The sequence below is a fragment of the Sulfurirhabdus autotrophica genome (assembly GCF_004346685.1).
In the GTDB taxonomy this organism is placed as follows: Bacteria; Pseudomonadota; Gammaproteobacteria; order Burkholderiales; family SMCO01; genus Sulfurirhabdus; species Sulfurirhabdus autotrophica.
Genome location: NZ_SMCO01000012.1, coordinates 69,040 through 84,169 on the forward strand (window position 1 = coordinate 69,040; position 15,130 = coordinate 84,169).

15 protein-coding genes are annotated in these 15,130 nt (G+C 47.7%); 3 read left to right on the plus strand and 12 right to left on the minus strand.

Features of this window, described 5'->3' with window-relative positions; all coding sequences use genetic code 11:
* Positions 1-2: 2 nt before the first annotated feature.
* Together EDC63_RS12060 and EDC63_RS12065 are read right to left on the minus strand one after the other, a co-directional pair.
* Positions 3-638 carry a carbonic anhydrase gene (locus EDC63_RS12060; protein WP_124945482.1) on the minus strand — a complete coding sequence of 212 codons (636 nt, stop codon included), beginning with the start codon at positions 636-638 and terminating at the stop codon, positions 3-5.
* 18 nt (positions 639-656) lie between these two features.
* Entirely contained in the window at positions 657-1,541 is an 885-nt protein-coding gene (locus tag EDC63_RS12065; protein ID WP_124945483.1) for a phosphoribosylaminoimidazolesuccinocarboxamide synthase, read from the minus strand.
* Positions 1,542-1,648: 107 nt separating this feature from the next.
* Between EDC63_RS12065 and EDC63_RS12070 the strand changes: the two genes are divergently transcribed.
* The gene (locus tag EDC63_RS12070; RefSeq protein WP_124945484.1) at positions 1,649-2,053 is read left to right on the plus strand and encodes a hypothetical protein; all 405 of its coding nucleotides are present in this window, start codon (positions 1,649-1,651) and stop codon (positions 2,051-2,053) included.
* A gap of 35 nt (positions 2,054-2,088) precedes the next feature.
* On the opposite strand, the gene EDC63_RS12075 is transcribed toward EDC63_RS12070, so the two are convergent.
* The 6 genes from EDC63_RS12075 to EDC63_RS12100 form a co-directional block, all read right to left on the minus strand.
* Positions 2,089-2,391 (minus strand): hypothetical protein, encoded by a 303-nt coding sequence (locus tag EDC63_RS12075; RefSeq protein ID WP_124945485.1) that lies wholly within the window; start codon positions 2,389-2,391, stop codon positions 2,089-2,091.
* Positions 2,392-2,411: 20 nt separating this feature from the next.
* The gene (locus EDC63_RS12080) at positions 2,412-2,819 is read right to left on the minus strand and encodes a phosphate-starvation-inducible protein PsiE (protein WP_124945486.1); all 408 of its coding nucleotides are present in this window, start codon (positions 2,817-2,819) and stop codon (positions 2,412-2,414) included.
* A 178-nt stretch (positions 2,820-2,997) separates the two neighbouring features.
* Complete coding sequence (locus tag EDC63_RS12085; RefSeq protein ID WP_124945487.1) at positions 2,998-5,325, minus strand: nitric oxide reductase activation protein NorD; 2,328 nt, start codon at positions 5,323-5,325, stop codon at positions 2,998-3,000.
* Positions 5,326-5,528: 203 nt separating this feature from the next.
* Complete coding sequence (locus EDC63_RS12090) at positions 5,529-6,332, minus strand: CbbQ/NirQ/NorQ/GpvN family protein (protein WP_124945488.1); 804 nt, start codon at positions 6,330-6,332, stop codon at positions 5,529-5,531.
* A 163-nt stretch (positions 6,333-6,495) separates the two neighbouring features.
* The gene (locus EDC63_RS12095; protein ID WP_124945489.1) at positions 6,496-6,852 is read right to left on the minus strand and encodes a ribulose bisphosphate carboxylase small subunit; all 357 of its coding nucleotides are present in this window, start codon (positions 6,850-6,852) and stop codon (positions 6,496-6,498) included.
* Positions 6,853-6,924: 72 nt separating this feature from the next.
* Entirely contained in the window at positions 6,925-8,346 is a 1,422-nt protein-coding gene (locus EDC63_RS12100; RefSeq protein WP_124945490.1) for a form I ribulose bisphosphate carboxylase large subunit, read from the minus strand.
* Between the two features lie 182 nt (positions 8,347-8,528).
* On the opposite strand from EDC63_RS12100, the gene EDC63_RS12105 reads away from it, so the two are divergent.
* Complete coding sequence (locus EDC63_RS12105; protein ID WP_124945491.1) at positions 8,529-9,440, plus strand: LysR family transcriptional regulator; 912 nt, start codon at positions 8,529-8,531, stop codon at positions 9,438-9,440.
* Between the two features lie 219 nt (positions 9,441-9,659).
* Positions 9,660-9,854 carry a hypothetical protein gene (locus EDC63_RS12110; RefSeq protein WP_124945492.1) on the plus strand — a complete coding sequence of 65 codons (195 nt, stop codon included), beginning with the start codon at positions 9,660-9,662 and terminating at the stop codon, positions 9,852-9,854.
* Between the two features lie 84 nt (positions 9,855-9,938).
* Here the strand turns inward: EDC63_RS12110 and fba are convergent, their stop codons facing one another.
* The 4 genes from fba to gap all read right to left on the minus strand — a co-directional run bounded on the left by fba (position 9,939) and on the right by gap (position 15,063).
* The gene (gene fba / locus EDC63_RS12115; protein WP_124945493.1) at positions 9,939-11,003 is read right to left on the minus strand and encodes a class II fructose-bisphosphate aldolase; all 1,065 of its coding nucleotides are present in this window, start codon (positions 11,001-11,003) and stop codon (positions 9,939-9,941) included.
* 108 nt (positions 11,004-11,111) lie between these two features.
* Positions 11,112-12,545, minus strand: a complete 1,434-nt coding sequence (gene pyk, locus EDC63_RS12120) for a pyruvate kinase (protein ID WP_124945494.1) — start codon at positions 12,543-12,545, stop codon at positions 11,112-11,114.
* 172 nt (positions 12,546-12,717) lie between these two features.
* Complete coding sequence (locus tag EDC63_RS12125; protein WP_124945495.1) at positions 12,718-13,899, minus strand: phosphoglycerate kinase; 1,182 nt, start codon at positions 13,897-13,899, stop codon at positions 12,718-12,720.
* 165 nt (positions 13,900-14,064) lie between these two features.
* Positions 14,065-15,063, minus strand: a complete 999-nt coding sequence (gene gap / locus EDC63_RS12130) for a type I glyceraldehyde-3-phosphate dehydrogenase (RefSeq protein ID WP_124945496.1) — start codon at positions 15,061-15,063, stop codon at positions 14,065-14,067.
* Positions 15,064-15,130 lie beyond the last annotated feature (67 nt).

Sequence of the window (15,130 nt, forward strand, 5' to 3'; positions counted from 1 at the left end):
ACTCAGGAAAATGTTTCAAAGTTGTTGGTATTTGAATTGTAATGTAAAAGCTCTCCTTGTTCGATATCGAAGTACCAGCCATGCAGGGTGAGCTTTTTTTGCGCAACCCGTTCTAATATCCACGGAAAAGTTAACAAGTTATCGAGAGAAACCAGTATGGCTTCTTTTTCGCATGCTTGTACCTGCTTGTAAACAGGTTCTCCTGGCAAACGTGAGAGTACCCGGTTACGAGCATGGCTGGCTACTTTCATCCACCCAGCCACAAAACTGCTCTGATCTTCTGATGGTGCGGCATTTTCCATCAATGTGCGGATGCCGCCGCATTTGGCATGTCCCAGGATAATGATATTTTCTACACCGAGATTGCGCACGCCAAATTCCAGTGCTGCGCTGGTTCCATGAAAATTGCCTGTGGTTTCGTATGGTGGGACAAGGTTGGCCACGTTGCGAATGATAAATAAATCGCCAGGGTCGCAATCAGTGATAATGGCTGGATCGACCCTTGAATCGCAACAACCAACGATCATGGTTTTCGGTTGTTGGCCTTGAGCTAGCTGATCAAAAAGAGCCCGGTTTTCAGTAAAGCGACTTTCCTTGAAGCGTTTGAAGCCATCGACAAGCTTATCAATGTGATTCATAAATTCTTCTTTCCCTGTTTAATTGGCGGTGAGCCTGGTCAGGGCTTCGCGATATTTTTTGGTGGTTTTTGCAATGACTTCAGCAGGTAAAACTGGGGCAGGAGGCTGTTTGTTCCATTTGATGCTTTCCAGATAGTCACGTACATACTGTTTGTCGTAACTGGGCGGATTAGAGCCGGGAGCATATTGGTCTGCTGGCCAGAAGCGGGATGAATCCGGTGTCAATGCCTCGTCGATCAAATACAGGGTGCCAGCATTATCCAATCCGAATTCAAACTTGGTGTCGGCAATTATAATACCTTTGGTGGCAGCAAAGTCGGCTGCCTCTTTGTAAAGGGCAATAGCTATCTCGCTGACTTTCATCGCCAGTTCCTTACCCATGAGTTTTTCTGCTTCGGCCAGGCTGATGTTCTCATCGTGAGCGCCCATTTCAGCTTTTGTGGAAGGGGTAAATAGCGGTTGCGGCAATTTGTCGGCTTCTTTCAGGCCAGCAGGCAGCGGGATGCTGCATACACTGCTGGATTTTTGGTATTCCTTCCATCCTGAACCAACCAGGTAGCCCCGTACAATCGCTTCAATAGGGAGCGGCTTGAGCTTCTTCACGACGGTAGCGCGGCCTTTTACCTGATCACGTTCTTCCGGTGAAACCACTGATTCTGGATCGATTCCAGTCAATTGGTTGGGCACAATATGTTTGAGTCTTTCAAACCAGAAATTGGCCACTGAAGTGAGCACTTCGCCTTTCCCGGGAATGGGGTCAGGCAGAATGACATCAAAAGCGGAAAGCCGATCAGTGGTGACGATCAGGAGATGATCTGCGTCAACATCATAAATGTCGCGCACTTTGCCGCGATTAAGCAAAGGCAGGCTCATGATGCTTGATTGGTACATGGGTTTACTCATGTTACAACTCCGTTGGATGTCCAAATGTTAAAAATTTCATGCCTGGCTATTTTCCGTGCCAAACAGGCGTTATAATAAAATACGCGTTTCAACAACACAGAATTACTATGGATATTACCTGCTACCGCGATACTGAGTTGCTGCGGGAAAGTAATCAAATCCCTGCAGCTTCGTATAATCTGGCAAAAACCCTGGTAGCCAGAAGCTCCACAGGTGTTGTGTTTCTACCCATTCGCTCCATGCAATATCTGGCTATTCTGGATGCCACAGAATTTGTGTTCATTGACGGGGAACGCAAAAGCCTGATCGATATTGCCTGGCAGCATTTCTCACCACAGGATCGTGCATCTTTGGATGACCCCGTTGCGTATGAAGCGGTCTACTATTACTCGCACAGCAAATCTCTGATGCCTCGCTTGCAGAGCGAATTTCATAAAGTACTGGTTGCTGCAGCATCAAAAGAAAAAGCTGCAACGCCAGCCAAAGTGCTTAAATTCGAGATAAAACGGTAACTGCAAAAATCACACTGTGCGGCCCATCTAAATTGTTAGTCGTCATCACCTAGTTCAGGGTTCCAGCCATGCTGGCGACCGCGTTCTATCGCTTCACCCTGAATTTTGGTGTAGCGCTCACGTAGCTCATCTGGCATGCGGCTGGGAAGGTGGCCATAGGGTTCCCATGCTGCATAAACTTTTTCATACAATACCTGAATCTGGGCAGGTAACCATCCTTCGCAAGTTTCTGTTTCAGGTAGCAAGCCAAATACCCAGGCATCCTTGATCACTTTCCCAATATGGGTCATGCCACCTTGTACATCTTTGTGAATTCCGACATAGACAGTTTTGTTCATTTCAATTCTCCAGTTGCCTATTAGCCGTGACCTTCGTCTTCGTTATAGGGGAAGCGTGTATGTCCATAGCGAATGACCAGAACAGCCACCGCCAGTAATAAAATTGCACCGGTCACCGCCAGCATGCGCCATTCATCCATTTCCTTCATGTCCAGTACCATATATCTAGCCAGTGCCACCATGCCGATATACAGCGGGAAACGCACTGGCAATTTACCTGAACGGTAATAAAGGCCAACCATGGACAATACTTCCAGAAACAGGAAAAGCATCAACAGGTCTACCAGTTTGACTTCACCCGCTCTGAACATCGTGCCAATTTCAGTGATTGTGGCTATCACGGTGGCAATGACGATGACGAGCAAACCAAGGTGTTCGACCAGCGCCAGCGACTTGCGATTGAAATCACGAAAATTATTAATGGCCATGCGAGCTCCTGTTTCAATTTGGCTGAGGTCGCTGCTTCTAAATGCGGCTCTGCGAAGATGTGATTTTACTGGAATGCCCTGATCAACGCCATAAAACAGTTTAGCTGTATTTGGTGTTGATCGGGCTTGAATCAAAGGCTGTTTTTCTTGTCATCAATCTTGCACAGGGAGTGCTGACTTAACGTGTTAGTCCAGCATAAAGCAACGGAAGTTTTTCCGGTAACCGTTCCACGTGATCCACCACCATAAAATTCTTGGCTCCGAAAATACGTGATACATACTGGTCTGCACGTGGGTCGAGGCTCATACAGTACGTCACAATTCCGGATCGCCCCGCTTCTTCAACGGCCTTTTTGGTGTCGTGGCGCAGGTATTGTGGATCACGCACATCCACGTCAGCAGGTTCTCCATCAGTGATCACCAGCATCAATTTCTTGGTTGAACGCTGCATTTTGAGATAATGACTCGCATGGCGAATTGCGCTACCCATACGGGTAGAGAGTTGGCCGGTCATGCCTGCCAGTTTGGCTTTAGGTTCGTCATTGTATGGCTGATCGAAATCTTTGAAGCGGAAGTATTCGACATTGTGCCTGCCATCTGAACAGAAACCATGAATAGCAAAGGGGTCGCCGATCTTGCTAATCGCATCGGAAAGCAATACACAAGCCTGGCGGGTTAGTTCAAGCACGGAAAATTCCTGGCCTGCTACTTTGTCGTTAGTGGATTCTGAGAGATCCAGCAATACCATCACTGAAATATCCCTTACTTTGCGTACAGAGCGCATCATGATACGTGGGTCTGGTTGTTGTCCCATACGGATGTCGATCATGGAGCGGATAGCGGCATTGATATCCACCTCATCACCGTCTTCCAGCTTGCGTATGCGTTGCACGCCCTGGGGCTGCATTGCATCCAGCAAAAATTTCATGCGCGAAATAACGCGCTTGTGTTGCGCAGTAATGTCGTTAATGATTTGCAAGTCACCTGACTTGGCCCGCTTTTCCAGCACGGTAGCCCAACTTGGGCGCTCCAGCTGAATCTGGTAATCCCACTCAGAGTAGTGGAAAGGCTCAGAAACGGGTTCCTTGCCTTCCATCTGATTATAAGACAATCCCATATCCTCATAAGGAAACAGCTCGGTACCGAGTGTCCAGATTTCCTGTGCATCATCTCCTGCAAGCTCGGTGTCGATCTCGTTGACCATTTCCATCAAGGTGACGCGTTTGCGCAACTGCTTGGGCGAATCAAATCCGGCAGCGAGGGATTTATTGAAATCGAACTCCTCAAACTCCCAGAAGTAACGGTTGTCGTCAAGGTAAGGTGCAGTCAAAATATCAGTGCGAGGGTTAAACGGGATACGTTTTTCCATAAAAGCATGGGCAAGTGTGACGCCAATATCCCATGAAATCTGATTGCTTTGAAATTGGTCCGCGCCTTCCTTGAACAGCGTACGACCTTGCGCTATCCAGGGGTCATTGTCTTCGTACTTGTCGTCGAGTAATGCCCGGGAAAGACGGTTAAGGTAGTCGCCAGCGGAGGCTGACTGGGCAGGGTTTGCAGAGTGAAACTGCGACCAGATTTGCTTAAGACCCGGGAAACCTTGAATTGATAAAGCTTGAACCCGCGCATCTTCAATCACGGAGATCACTGCCATTTGCCATGGGTTGATAGATTCAGCTGAGATAGGATCGCGTGTGTAAACCAGATGCGCTGCACAATGGGCGCTGGCTGCCCGATAAAGCTCAAGACCTGGGATACCTTCATAATCGTCAAAGGCATCCGGTACGTGAATGAAATATCCCTCGATGAATGGTTTGTAGCCATCGCGTTTCTCAAAGTCGCCGGAAGTAGGGCGCATGAAGAAGTCGCGGGCCCAAAGTGCACGCAGGTACATGTTAATCCGACGCTGAACGTCTATGAACAACGTGCCTTTGCGCTCATTTTGCAAAACAGCCAGAGACTCTTTGCTCTGGAGGCCAAAGTATAGGACTTGTTCAGGATAGTCTGTGCGGTGTGCCTGGGCACCCCACAGTGCCCAACGACGCAGTCCACCGAGGGTGAGCTGGTTAAATAATACTTCCAGATTGTCCAGCATGGGACGGACACCACGGGGAGCCTGGGCTACCAGCAGGCTAAGAAACTGCAGGTATTTGACAAATAATTGACCATCGCCCAAGCGTTTAGCCGCCGTAGGCGCGGTAGCCAGCATCAACTCAATTACAGCACCGGAGGTCTTGGAAGACAAGTTCATGGCTGTTTGTATCAAGTCGGCGACGACATCTTCACCCACTTCTTTGGCGACCTGAGGCGCTTCGTCCAGCCAGGTTGCAACCAGTTCGCAGCCGCGACCAAGTCGCCGCAATGCAAGCGCACCTTTCAGATAATGGTCGAGCCCTTGTGGCGAGAATATCTTGGCGGCCTCTACCCAGGCTGAACGCAGTGTTTCCTGCGATTCCGGTGTGAGTTCGTCGAGAATTTCTTTGTAATCGTCGAGATTAATGCTCATGGATCATTCCAATTCCAAATATAAACGATAACTGCTGTGGCTTCGTCTTCGGCTCTTAGCCGGGCTATTTGTACTGTTTTCGTTGCCTCAGCTTGGCAGACCTTTCTATTTCCCCGGGAAATAGAATCAAGTCATTAAGGAAGAGGCATGGAGGCGCAGAGAGTTTTACAGTGAAGCCTCCCCGCGCCTTTGCGGTTAATCACTTAGAAAAAGGTTGTGACTGCGGCATCCAGTGCATCACGCATATCAGGATCATCCGTAATCGGGCGAACCAGTGTTACGCGGCAGGCATCCTTGGGGTCTACGCCCTTTGCGATCAGACTTGCGCCATACACCAGCATCCGGGTAGAAATCCCTTCGTCCAGACCGTGCCCTTTCAAATTGCGGGCGCGTTCGGCAATTGAAACCAGTTTGTCAGCAATATCCGCACTGACTCCGCCTTCGTGCGTGACGATTTCGGTCTCAATGTCATGTGAGGGATAATTGAAGTCCAAGGCACCAAAACGTTGTTTGGTGGATTGCTTCAGATCTTTCATCAGGGACTGATACCCAGGGTTGTATGAAATAACCAGCTGAAAGTCAGGGTGTGCATTGATCAATTCACCTTTCTTTTCAAGCGGCAGAACGCGACGGTTATCAGTCAAAGGGTGGATAACCACGGTGGTGTCCTGACGTGCTTCCACTACTTCATCCAGATAGCAGATTGCGCCATAACGAGCTGCAAGCGCTAATGGACCATCCTGCCAACGGGTACCATTGGCATCTAGCAGAAAACGACCAACCAGATCAGAGGCAGTCATGTCTTCGTTACAAGCAACGGTGATCAGCGGCTTTTGCAGTTTCCACGCCATATATTCAACAAAACGGGTTTTACCGCAACCAGTCGGGCCTTTCAACATCATGGGCATACGTACTGAATAAGCAGCTTCGTAAAGCGCCACCTCGTCTGTGACAGAGTGATAGTAGGGTTCTTTCTCAACAATGTACTGCTTGATAACGTCGTTCATGTCAGTTCCTTGTGGTTCAGCGATCAGCTATCAGTTTTCAGCAATTGTGCATTTCGCATTTCTTACTAACAACAGATAGCTGATGACTGATATTTAAATAAAAAGCCCCCGCCACCTCGCGGCAACGGGGGCTTATATCAGGTTTTTAACCTGCCGCTTGGGTTTAAACCGTTTTACCGCGGTAAATCACCATGGATGCACCTTGGGATTGGTTGAAGTTGTTATAACCAATCAGGCGAACATGGTTGTCTGGGTTGGCTTTGTGACAAGCCAATGCTTCAGCCAGCACCACACTAACGTCGGTTTCACCGAACATAGGCAGTTTCCACATGTACCAGTATGAGTCCATCAAATGCTCTGGTTCTGTGTGTTCAATAGCTGGGTTCCAGCCTTTTGAAATCAGATATTCCACTTGTTTCTTGATGTCTTCATCAGACATTGCAGGCAAGTAGGAGAAAGTTTCAAACTTGCGGCTGGCTGGATCGCTTACGCGCGATTTATAATCCATCACTTCATTCATGATTCATCCTTTTCATATTGATTCGTTTGTTAAATCCTGCATCGGCCTGGGCCGATGCAGGATAGACCATTCTTACTTGTGAGCAACGTCCAGCTTGTCAACAGTGTCAAACTCGAACTTGATTTCTTTCCATGTTTCCATAGCGATTTTCAGTTCAGGGCTGTTTGCTGCTGCCTTGGTCAGGATGTCTTTACCTTCTTTCTCGATGGCTACACCCTTGTTACGTGCTTCTACGCAAGCTTCCAGCGCAACACGGTTAGCTGCTGCACCTGCAGCGTTACCCCATGGGTGACCCAATGTACCGCCACCGAATTGCAACACGGAATCATCACCGAAGATGTTTACCAAAGCTGGCATGTGCCATACGTGAATACCACCAGAAGCTACTGGCAATACGCCTGGCATGGACCCCCAGTCTTGATCGAAAAACAGACCACGACTACGATCTTCTTTGATGAATTCGTCACGCATGGTGTCGATCCAGCCTAAAGTAGCTTCACGATCGCCTTCCAGTTTACCTACAACGGTACCGGAGTGCAGGTGATCACCACCAGACAGACGCAGTACCTTGGTCAATACGCGGAAGTGAATACCGTGGTGCGGGTTGCGGTCAAGCACAGCGTGCATAGCACGGTGAATGTGCAACAGCATGCCGTTGTTACGACACCAATTAGCCAAACCTGTGTTAGCAGTCAAACCGCCGGTCAGGTAGTCATGCATAATGATCGGTGCGCCGATTTCTTTAGCAAATTCTGCGCGCTTGTACATTTCTTCTGGTGTAGGAGCGGTAACGTTCAGGTAGTGACCTTTACGCTCACCGGTTTCACGCTCAGCTTTTAATGTGGCTTCTTGTACGAATTCGAAACGATCGCGCCAGCGCATGAAAGGCTGACTGTTAACGTTTTCATCGTCTTTGGTGAAGTCCAAACCGCCGCGCAGACATTCGTATACAGCGCGACCGTAGTTCTTTGCAGACAGACCCAGCTTAGGCTTGATGGTACAGCCCAGCATTGGACGGCCATACTTGTTCATCTTGTCGCGTTCTACTTGAATACCTTGAGGAGGCCCACCGCAGGTCTTTACGTAAGCGATTGGGAAACGGATGTCTTCCAGACGCAGTGCGCGCAGTGCCTTGAAACCAAATACGTTACCAACCAAAGAGGTCAATACGTTAACAACAGATCCTTCCTCGAACAGGTCGATTGGGTAAGCAACGAAAGCATAGAAGCAGGTGTCATCACCAGGTACGTCTTCAATGCGATATGCGCGACCTTTGTAGTAATCCAGATCGGTCAACAGATCGGTCCACACTGTGGTCCATGTACCGGTTGAGGATTCAGCAGCAACAGCAGCGGCAACTTCTTCGCGATCCACACCGGCTTGAGGGGTGATTTTGAAACACGCAAGAATATCGGTATCCAGTGGTGTGTATTCCGGCGTCCAGTAGGTTGCGCGGTACTCTTTTACACCGGCGTTGTATGATTTTACAGCCATAACAATCTCCTAGTTAATAACAAAGTCAGTTTCACGCCAGCCATATTGCAGTTAGCGGCTGATTGGTAATGCACTATACAGATAGTGCGCTATAAGTAACATTCAGTATTTATGATAATTATGATAAGCTATTACTTATGGTTATTTTCCTGCTTGGAATTCATTATTATAGTTCAACTTAAATGTTACATCTGACTTTTCGGCAATTGAGCGTGTTTGAAGCTGTAGCGCGCCATTTGAATTATTCGCGTGCTGCGGAAGAAATGCATTTATCGCAACCCGCTGTTTCTATGCAGATCAAGCAGCTCGAAGAAAATGTGGGACTTTCTCTGTTTGAGCAACTGGGGAAAAAGATTTTTCTAACTGAGGCTGGCCATGAGTTATATCATTACAGCCGAACCATCGCTCAGCAACTAACAGAAGCAGAAGCCGTTATTAATGAGTTGAAAGGGGTTAAGCGCGGTAAGTTGAAGATTTCAGTAGCTAGCACAGCTAATTATTTTGCACCTCAGTTACTGGCGACTTTTATTCAACGGTTTCCTGATGTGACTGTCAGTTTGAACGTGACTAACCGCGAAACTTTGCTCAATCAACTTGCTCATAATGAAATGGATATGGCCATCATGGGTCAGCCGCCAGATGGTTTGGATCTCGTGGCAGAATCTTTTATGGATAACCCTCTGGTGATTATTGCCCCTGTTAATCACCCTCTTGTCGTTGAAAAAAGTATTCCTTTGGAACGTCTGCAAAATGAGACCTTTCTTGTGCGTGAACAAGGCTCAGGCACACGAATATCAATGGAACGTTTTTTCTCTCTGCACGGTATCAGGTTGACAACCGGTATGGAAATGAGCAGTAATGAGGCGATCAAACAAGCAGTACAAGCAGGTTTGGGATTAGGGATTGTTTCTATCCATACTTTAGCACTGGAGTTGGAATTGAACCGGCTTGCGGTGTTAGATGTAGAGTCATTTCCCATCATGCGGCACTGGTTTGTTGTCCATCGAGCGAACAAAAGGCTTTCTGTTGTCTCTTTGGCATTCAAAAAGTTTTTATTGGACGAGGCAGCAGAATTAATGGCGCAAGCAAGCTAAAGTAGTTTTCAAGTTGTAATGCGAGTAAAAATGCACCGCCAAGATTTTTTTACGATAAGCATAACGCACATTATTTCGTAATGGAATTATGCTAGTTAGTTACAGTTGTATATTGTAAATTGACACTTTGGTATATGTGTGCAAGCATATAACAATATGGGTATCATATGACCCAATATAATAATAAATACTTAACTTGGCTCACTATAGGAGTAGATCATGTCCAGACATGATGCACTGCCAGTTTATGAAGTAGAATATCTGCCAGCGGAACGTAGGGTATCAGATAGATGTGAGCCGATTCAGCGGCTCATGGAGCTTCTCCCGTCCAGTGAGAGAAGGAAATCGCCAGGGCGCCGAGAAGACGATTGGAATGCTTATTATGCTGCAGGCCTTCCTTTGTCATCCTTGTAATAAATTCGAATCTCTTTTCGTTCGCTTTGTATGCATAAAAAAAGGGCGACCAACTGGTCGCCCTTTTTAATGATACTTTAAAACTTACTTCACAACTGCTTTCAGTGTGCCTTTGGCGTACATGGAAGCAATGGTGTCCAGATCAATCGGCTTGATCTTGCTAGCTTGACCAGCAGAACCGAAGGCAGTGAAACGTGCCTTGCAGATTTCTTTCATTGCTAACATCGCTACTGCGTAGTATTTGCGTGGATCAAAGTTCTTTGGGTTTTCAGCCAGATGCTTGCGAATTGCACCAGTAGAAGCCATACGCAAATCTGTATCGATATTCACTTTACGTACACCGTGCTTGATACCTTCCACGATTTCTGCAACTGGCACGCCGTAGGTCTGACCCATGTCGCCACCGTGGCTGTTGATGATTTCCAGCCAATCCTGAGGAACGGAAGAAGAACCATGCATAACCAGGTGAGTGTTAGGAATACGTGCATGAATTTCCTTAACACGATTAATAGCCAGAATGTCCCCGGTAGGAGGGCGTGTGAACTTGTAAGCGCCGTGTGAGGTGCCGATAGCGATAGCCAGTGCATCAACGCCGGTTGCTTTTACAAATTCTGCTGCTTCGTTAGGATCGGTCAAAAGCTGATCGTGACTGAGAACGCCTTCAGCGCCCTGACCGTCTTCTTTTTCACCCATTCCGGTTTCCAGTGAACCCAGACAACCCAGCTCGCCTTCAACGGATACGCCCACTGCATGGGACATTTCAACTACTTTACGGGTAACTTCAACGTTGTATTCAAAACTTGAAGGGGTTTTTGCATCTTCCAGCAAGGAACCGTCCATCATCACGCTGGAGAAACCAGAGCGAATAGCGTTGATACATACAGCTGGAGAAGCACCGTGATCCTGGTGCATCACAACAGGAATGTGTGGATAGGCTTCAATTGCCGCAGCAATAAGGTGGCGCAGGAAGGCTTCACCAGCGTACTTGCGAGCACCTGCCGAACCTTGCATGATAACCGGGCTGTTGCACTCGTCAGCAGCTTGCATGATTGCCTGAACTTGTTCCAGGTTGTTCACGTTGAAAGCAGGTAGGCCGTAACCATTTTCTGCAGCGTGATCCAGTAGTTGACGCAATGAAACTAGAGCCATTTTAAGATCTCCTTAAATTAAAAATTAACGTATAGCCTGTTGGCCGGTTTTTGCAAAAAATCAAAATTCAGGGGGTATTGGGACCAGAGCAGCCAAGTCCTTATTTAGTTAGGACTTATTGCGTTCCCCAACTTTAACCAGTTTCATGGTATTGGTTCCACCTGCCATGCCGATGGGTTCGCCGATGGTGAGTACGATAAGGTCACCATCACGCACAGCGCCACGGCGGCGTAATTCGTCTTCAGCCTCCATCAATAGCTGCTCACGATCTTTTGATGCAGTTTTGAAGTTGACTGGGTAAACACCGCGGAACAAGGTTACCTTTCTACGTGTTTCAACTTCGGGTGTCAAGGCGTATATTGGCACGCCCAAGTTCATCCGTGACATCCACAAGCAGGTAGAACCAGACTCGGTCAGAGCAGCAATTGCCTTAACATTCAAGTTGTTCGCTGTAAAGATTGCGGCCATGGCGATTGATTCATCCACACGGGTAAACCCCTTGTCCAAACGGTACTGGCCTAGAATTGGCTCGTTTTCCTTTTCTGCTTCAATGCATATGCGGTTCATAGCAGCAATCGTTTCTACCGGGTAGCTTCCTGCGGCTGTTTCGGCTGAAAGCATGACGGCATCTGTTCCATCAATAACAGCATTGGCCACGTCTGAAACTTCAGCCCGGGTGGGAATTGGGCTGTTGATCATGGATTCCATCATTTGCGTGGCGGTAATCACCAGCTTGTTCCGTTCCCGTGCGATCCGGATCATGCGTTTTTGTAGTGCAGGTACGGCGGCATCGCCCACTTCAACGCCGAGATCGCCTCGGGCCACCATGATGGCATCAGATGCATCTACAATTTCTTCTAATGCAGTAATGGCCTCAGCGCGTTCAATCTTGGCGAGAAGCATGCCTTTTCCACCGGCTGCGCGCAGCAATTCCCGTGCGAGCTGCATGTCGGCACCACAACGAGGAAATGATACTGCGACATAATCCGCTTTAAGTTGAGCAGCAGTTTTGATGTCTTCGATGTCTTTTTCTGTCAGTGCTGCAGCTGAAAGTCCACCACCTTGACGGTTGATACCCTTGTTATTTGATAGCGGGCCACCTTGGATTACCTTGCAGATTATTTCTGCGCCTTCAACCCGCTCTACCCACATGACAATTCGACCGTCGTCCAATAACAAGGTCGTGCCGCGGCTGACATCGTTGGTCAGTTCCTTGTAATCCAGTCCCACACGTTCCTGGTTACCCAGTTCGCAATTGGCATCAAGAATAAAGGTGTCATCGTTTTTTAGTGTGATGGATTTGTCTGCGAATTTACCGATACGAATTTTTGGTCCCTGAAGGTCCACTAAAACACCAACGGTTTTGCCACGGGCCCGAGCCAGGGATCGCACGGCTTCAGCTCTCTGGATATGTTGTTCCGAGGTGCCATGAGAAAAATTCAAACGGACGAGGTCGACACCAGCTTCAATCATTCGGTCAAGAATTTTAGGATCGTCAGAAGCAGGGCCTAGTGTTGCAACAATTTTTGTTCTACGTAACATGTATTCTTTCGCCACAGAGTCGCGGGTATATAGCGTTACCTATATTTGTTGCTTCCGGCTCAAAATATTATAAGGAGTGAAGTAAACTCACTCCGCCATTATAAATTATAAAATTGGGGTGCAGAAATTTAATAAATATTGATTTTCTCATGCACCCTGATATTCAATGAGATTACTTGGCGGCACGCTGCTCAAGAATCTCAACTGCGGGTAGTTTTTTGCCTTCAAGGAATTCCAGGAAAGCGCCACCGGCTGTAGAAATATAAGATACCTTGTCAAAGATATCGTATTTCTGAATAGCGGCTATGGTATCGCCGCCGCCCGCAAGGGTGAATGCTTTGGTGTTGGCAATTGCCATTGCGATTTGCTTGGTGCCTTCACCGAACTGGTCAAATTCAAACACGCCAACCGGACCATTCCATACTACTGTGCCAGCTTTCATGATGATATCCACGATTTCCTGAGCGCTTTTTGGACCAATGTCGAAAATCATTTCGTCGTCTGTTACTGCCCCTGCATCTTTTAGTACCGCAGGTTCATTGGCATCAAATTTTTTGCCTACTACAACGTCTACAGCAATAGGAATGGTTGCACCACGTGCTGTCATTTTTTTCATCAATGCTTGAGCGGTAGGAACCAGATCATCTTCGCATAGTGATTTGCCAACAGGTTTGCCGGATGCTTTCAGGAAGGTATTGGCAATACCGCCACCCACTACCATCTGATCAACTTTTTCTGACAGGGATTCCAGTACGGTCAGTTTGGTGGATACTTTGGATCCGCCAACGATAGCTACCATAGGGCGAGCTGGGCTCAGCAGGGCTTTGGTCAGAGCTTCCAGTTCTTCTGTCAGCAAAATGCCAGCACAGGCAACGGGTGCAAATTTGGCGATGCCGTGGGTGGAAGCTTCAGCGCGGTGAGCGGTGCCAAATGCGTCCATCACAAATACATCGCATAGTGCGGCATATTTTTTGGCAGTCTCATCGACGTTTTTCTTTTCGCCTTTGTTGATTCGGCAGTTTTCCAGAACGACCAGTTCGCCTTCGGCAACATCAAATCCGCCATCTATCCAGTCTTTGATGAGTCGAACCGATTTGCCCAGCTTTTGTGAAATGGTGTCAGCAACAGGTTTGAGTGAGTTCTCTTCTGACCATACGCCTTCTTCAGGACGGCCCAGGTGAGAAGTGACCATGACTTTTGCACCTGCATTGATGCAATAGTTGATGGTGGACATGGATGCGGTGATACGTGCATCTGAGGTTACTTTGCCATCTTTAACAGGCACATTCAGGTCGGCTCGGATAAAAACGCGTTTGCCTTTGAGGTCTAGATCGGTCAATTTGATGACGGACATGTTGCTACTCCTTAACTATTAAAATCTACCACAAAGGGGCACATTTTTTATGTGAATGCAGCGTGCATCTTTGTGGTAAATCTTGTGTTACATATAAATACACAGAAGCACAGTGCTACAAAGAAATGATTTCCATGTAACGCTGTGCTTCTGTGTCAGAGCATATTACTTGGCGATGTGCTTAACCAAACGCAGCATGTTGCAAGTATAGCCATACTCGTTGTCGTACCAGGCCACGACTTTAACGAAGGTGGAATCCAGTGCGATACCGGCTTCAGCGTCAAAGGTGGAAGGTGCGGTATTGCCAACGAAGTCTGTTGATACCACTTTCTCTGTAGTGTAACCCAATACACCTTTCATCTCGCCTTCAGAAGCAGCCTTCATGGCTTTGCAGATATCGTCGTAGGACGCTTCTTTGTTCAACTCAACGGTCAGATCAACTACGGACACGTCTGAGGTAGGAACGCGGAAAGCCATACCAGTCAACTTGCCTTTCAATGCTGGAAGCACTACACCCACTGCTTTGGCAGCGCCGGTGGAAGAAGGAATGATGTTTTCCAGAATACCACGTCCACCGCGCCAGTCTTTGCTGGAAGGACCGTCAACGGTTTTCTGTGTTGCGGTGGCAGCATGTACTGTGGTCATCAAACCGCGCTTGATGCCGAAGTTGTCGTTCAATACTTTGGCTACCGGCGCCAGGCAGTTGGTGGTGCAGGAAGCTGCAGAAACAATCGCTTCGCCAGCATAAGTGGTGTGGTTCACACCGTATACAAACATTGGGGTGTCGTCTTTGCAAGGAGCGGATTGAACTACTTTCTTTGCGCCAGCTTTAATGTGAGCATCGCAGGATTCTTTGGTCAGGAAAAAACCGGTGCAATCAATCACGATGTCTGCGCCTGCTTCGTTCCATTTCAGGTTGGCTGGGTCGCGCTCAGCGGTCAGGCGAATTTTTTTGCCGTTCACCACCATATTGGCGCCGTCAACTGAGATTTCGCCATTGAAACGACCATGTACAGAGTCGAATTTCAACATGTAGGCCAGGTAATCAGGCTCAAGCAAGTCATTGATAGCAACAACTTCGATTTCAGGAAAATCTTTTGCAATTGCGCGGAACGCCATACGGCCAATACGGCCAAAGCCATTGATACCGACTTTAATAGTCATTGTTGTTACTCCTCAAGTGTTAAAACAAAAAAATTGTTGCCACAGCAATCGCCAAACCAATCTTAAG

Excerpts from the sequence above, each read along its gene's own strand:
- EDC63_RS12060 (WP_124945482.1), bottom strand. The coding sequence starts at position 638 with ATGAATCACATTGATAAGCTTGTCGATGGCTTCAAACGCTTCAAGGAA.
- EDC63_RS12065 (WP_124945483.1), bottom strand. The coding sequence starts at position 1,541 with ATGAGTAAACCCATGTACCAATCAAGCATCATGAGCCTGCCTTTGCTT.
- EDC63_RS12070 (WP_124945484.1), top strand. The coding sequence starts at position 1,649 with ATGGATATTACCTGCTACCGCGATACTGAGTTGCTGCGGGAAAGTAAT.
- EDC63_RS12075 (WP_124945485.1), bottom strand. The coding sequence starts at position 2,391 with ATGAACAAAACTGTCTATGTCGGAATTCACAAAGATGTACAAGGTGGC.
- EDC63_RS12080 (WP_124945486.1), bottom strand. The coding sequence starts at position 2,819 with ATGGCCATTAATAATTTTCGTGATTTCAATCGCAAGTCGCTGGCGCTG.
- EDC63_RS12085 (WP_124945487.1), bottom strand. The coding sequence starts at position 5,325 with ATGAGCATTAATCTCGACGATTACAAAGAAATTCTCGACGAACTCACA.
- EDC63_RS12090 (WP_124945488.1), bottom strand. The coding sequence starts at position 6,332 with ATGAACGACGTTATCAAGCAGTACATTGTTGAGAAAGAACCCTACTAT.
- EDC63_RS12095 (WP_124945489.1), bottom strand. The coding sequence starts at position 6,852 with ATGAATGAAGTGATGGATTATAAATCGCGCGTAAGCGATCCAGCCAGC.
- EDC63_RS12100 (WP_124945490.1), bottom strand. The coding sequence starts at position 8,346 with ATGGCTGTAAAATCATACAACGCCGGTGTAAAAGAGTACCGCGCAACC.
- EDC63_RS12105 (WP_124945491.1), top strand. The coding sequence starts at position 8,529 with ATGTTACATCTGACTTTTCGGCAATTGAGCGTGTTTGAAGCTGTAGCG.
- EDC63_RS12110 (WP_124945492.1), top strand. The coding sequence starts at position 9,660 with ATGTCCAGACATGATGCACTGCCAGTTTATGAAGTAGAATATCTGCCA.
- fba (WP_124945493.1), bottom strand. The coding sequence starts at position 11,003 with ATGGCTCTAGTTTCATTGCGTCAACTACTGGATCACGCTGCAGAAAAT.
- pyk (WP_124945494.1), bottom strand. The coding sequence starts at position 12,545 with ATGTTACGTAGAACAAAAATTGTTGCAACACTAGGCCCTGCTTCTGAC.
- EDC63_RS12125 (WP_124945495.1), bottom strand. The coding sequence starts at position 13,899 with ATGTCCGTCATCAAATTGACCGATCTAGACCTCAAAGGCAAACGCGTT.
- gap (WP_124945496.1), bottom strand. The coding sequence starts at position 15,063 with ATGACTATTAAAGTCGGTATCAATGGCTTTGGCCGTATTGGCCGTATG.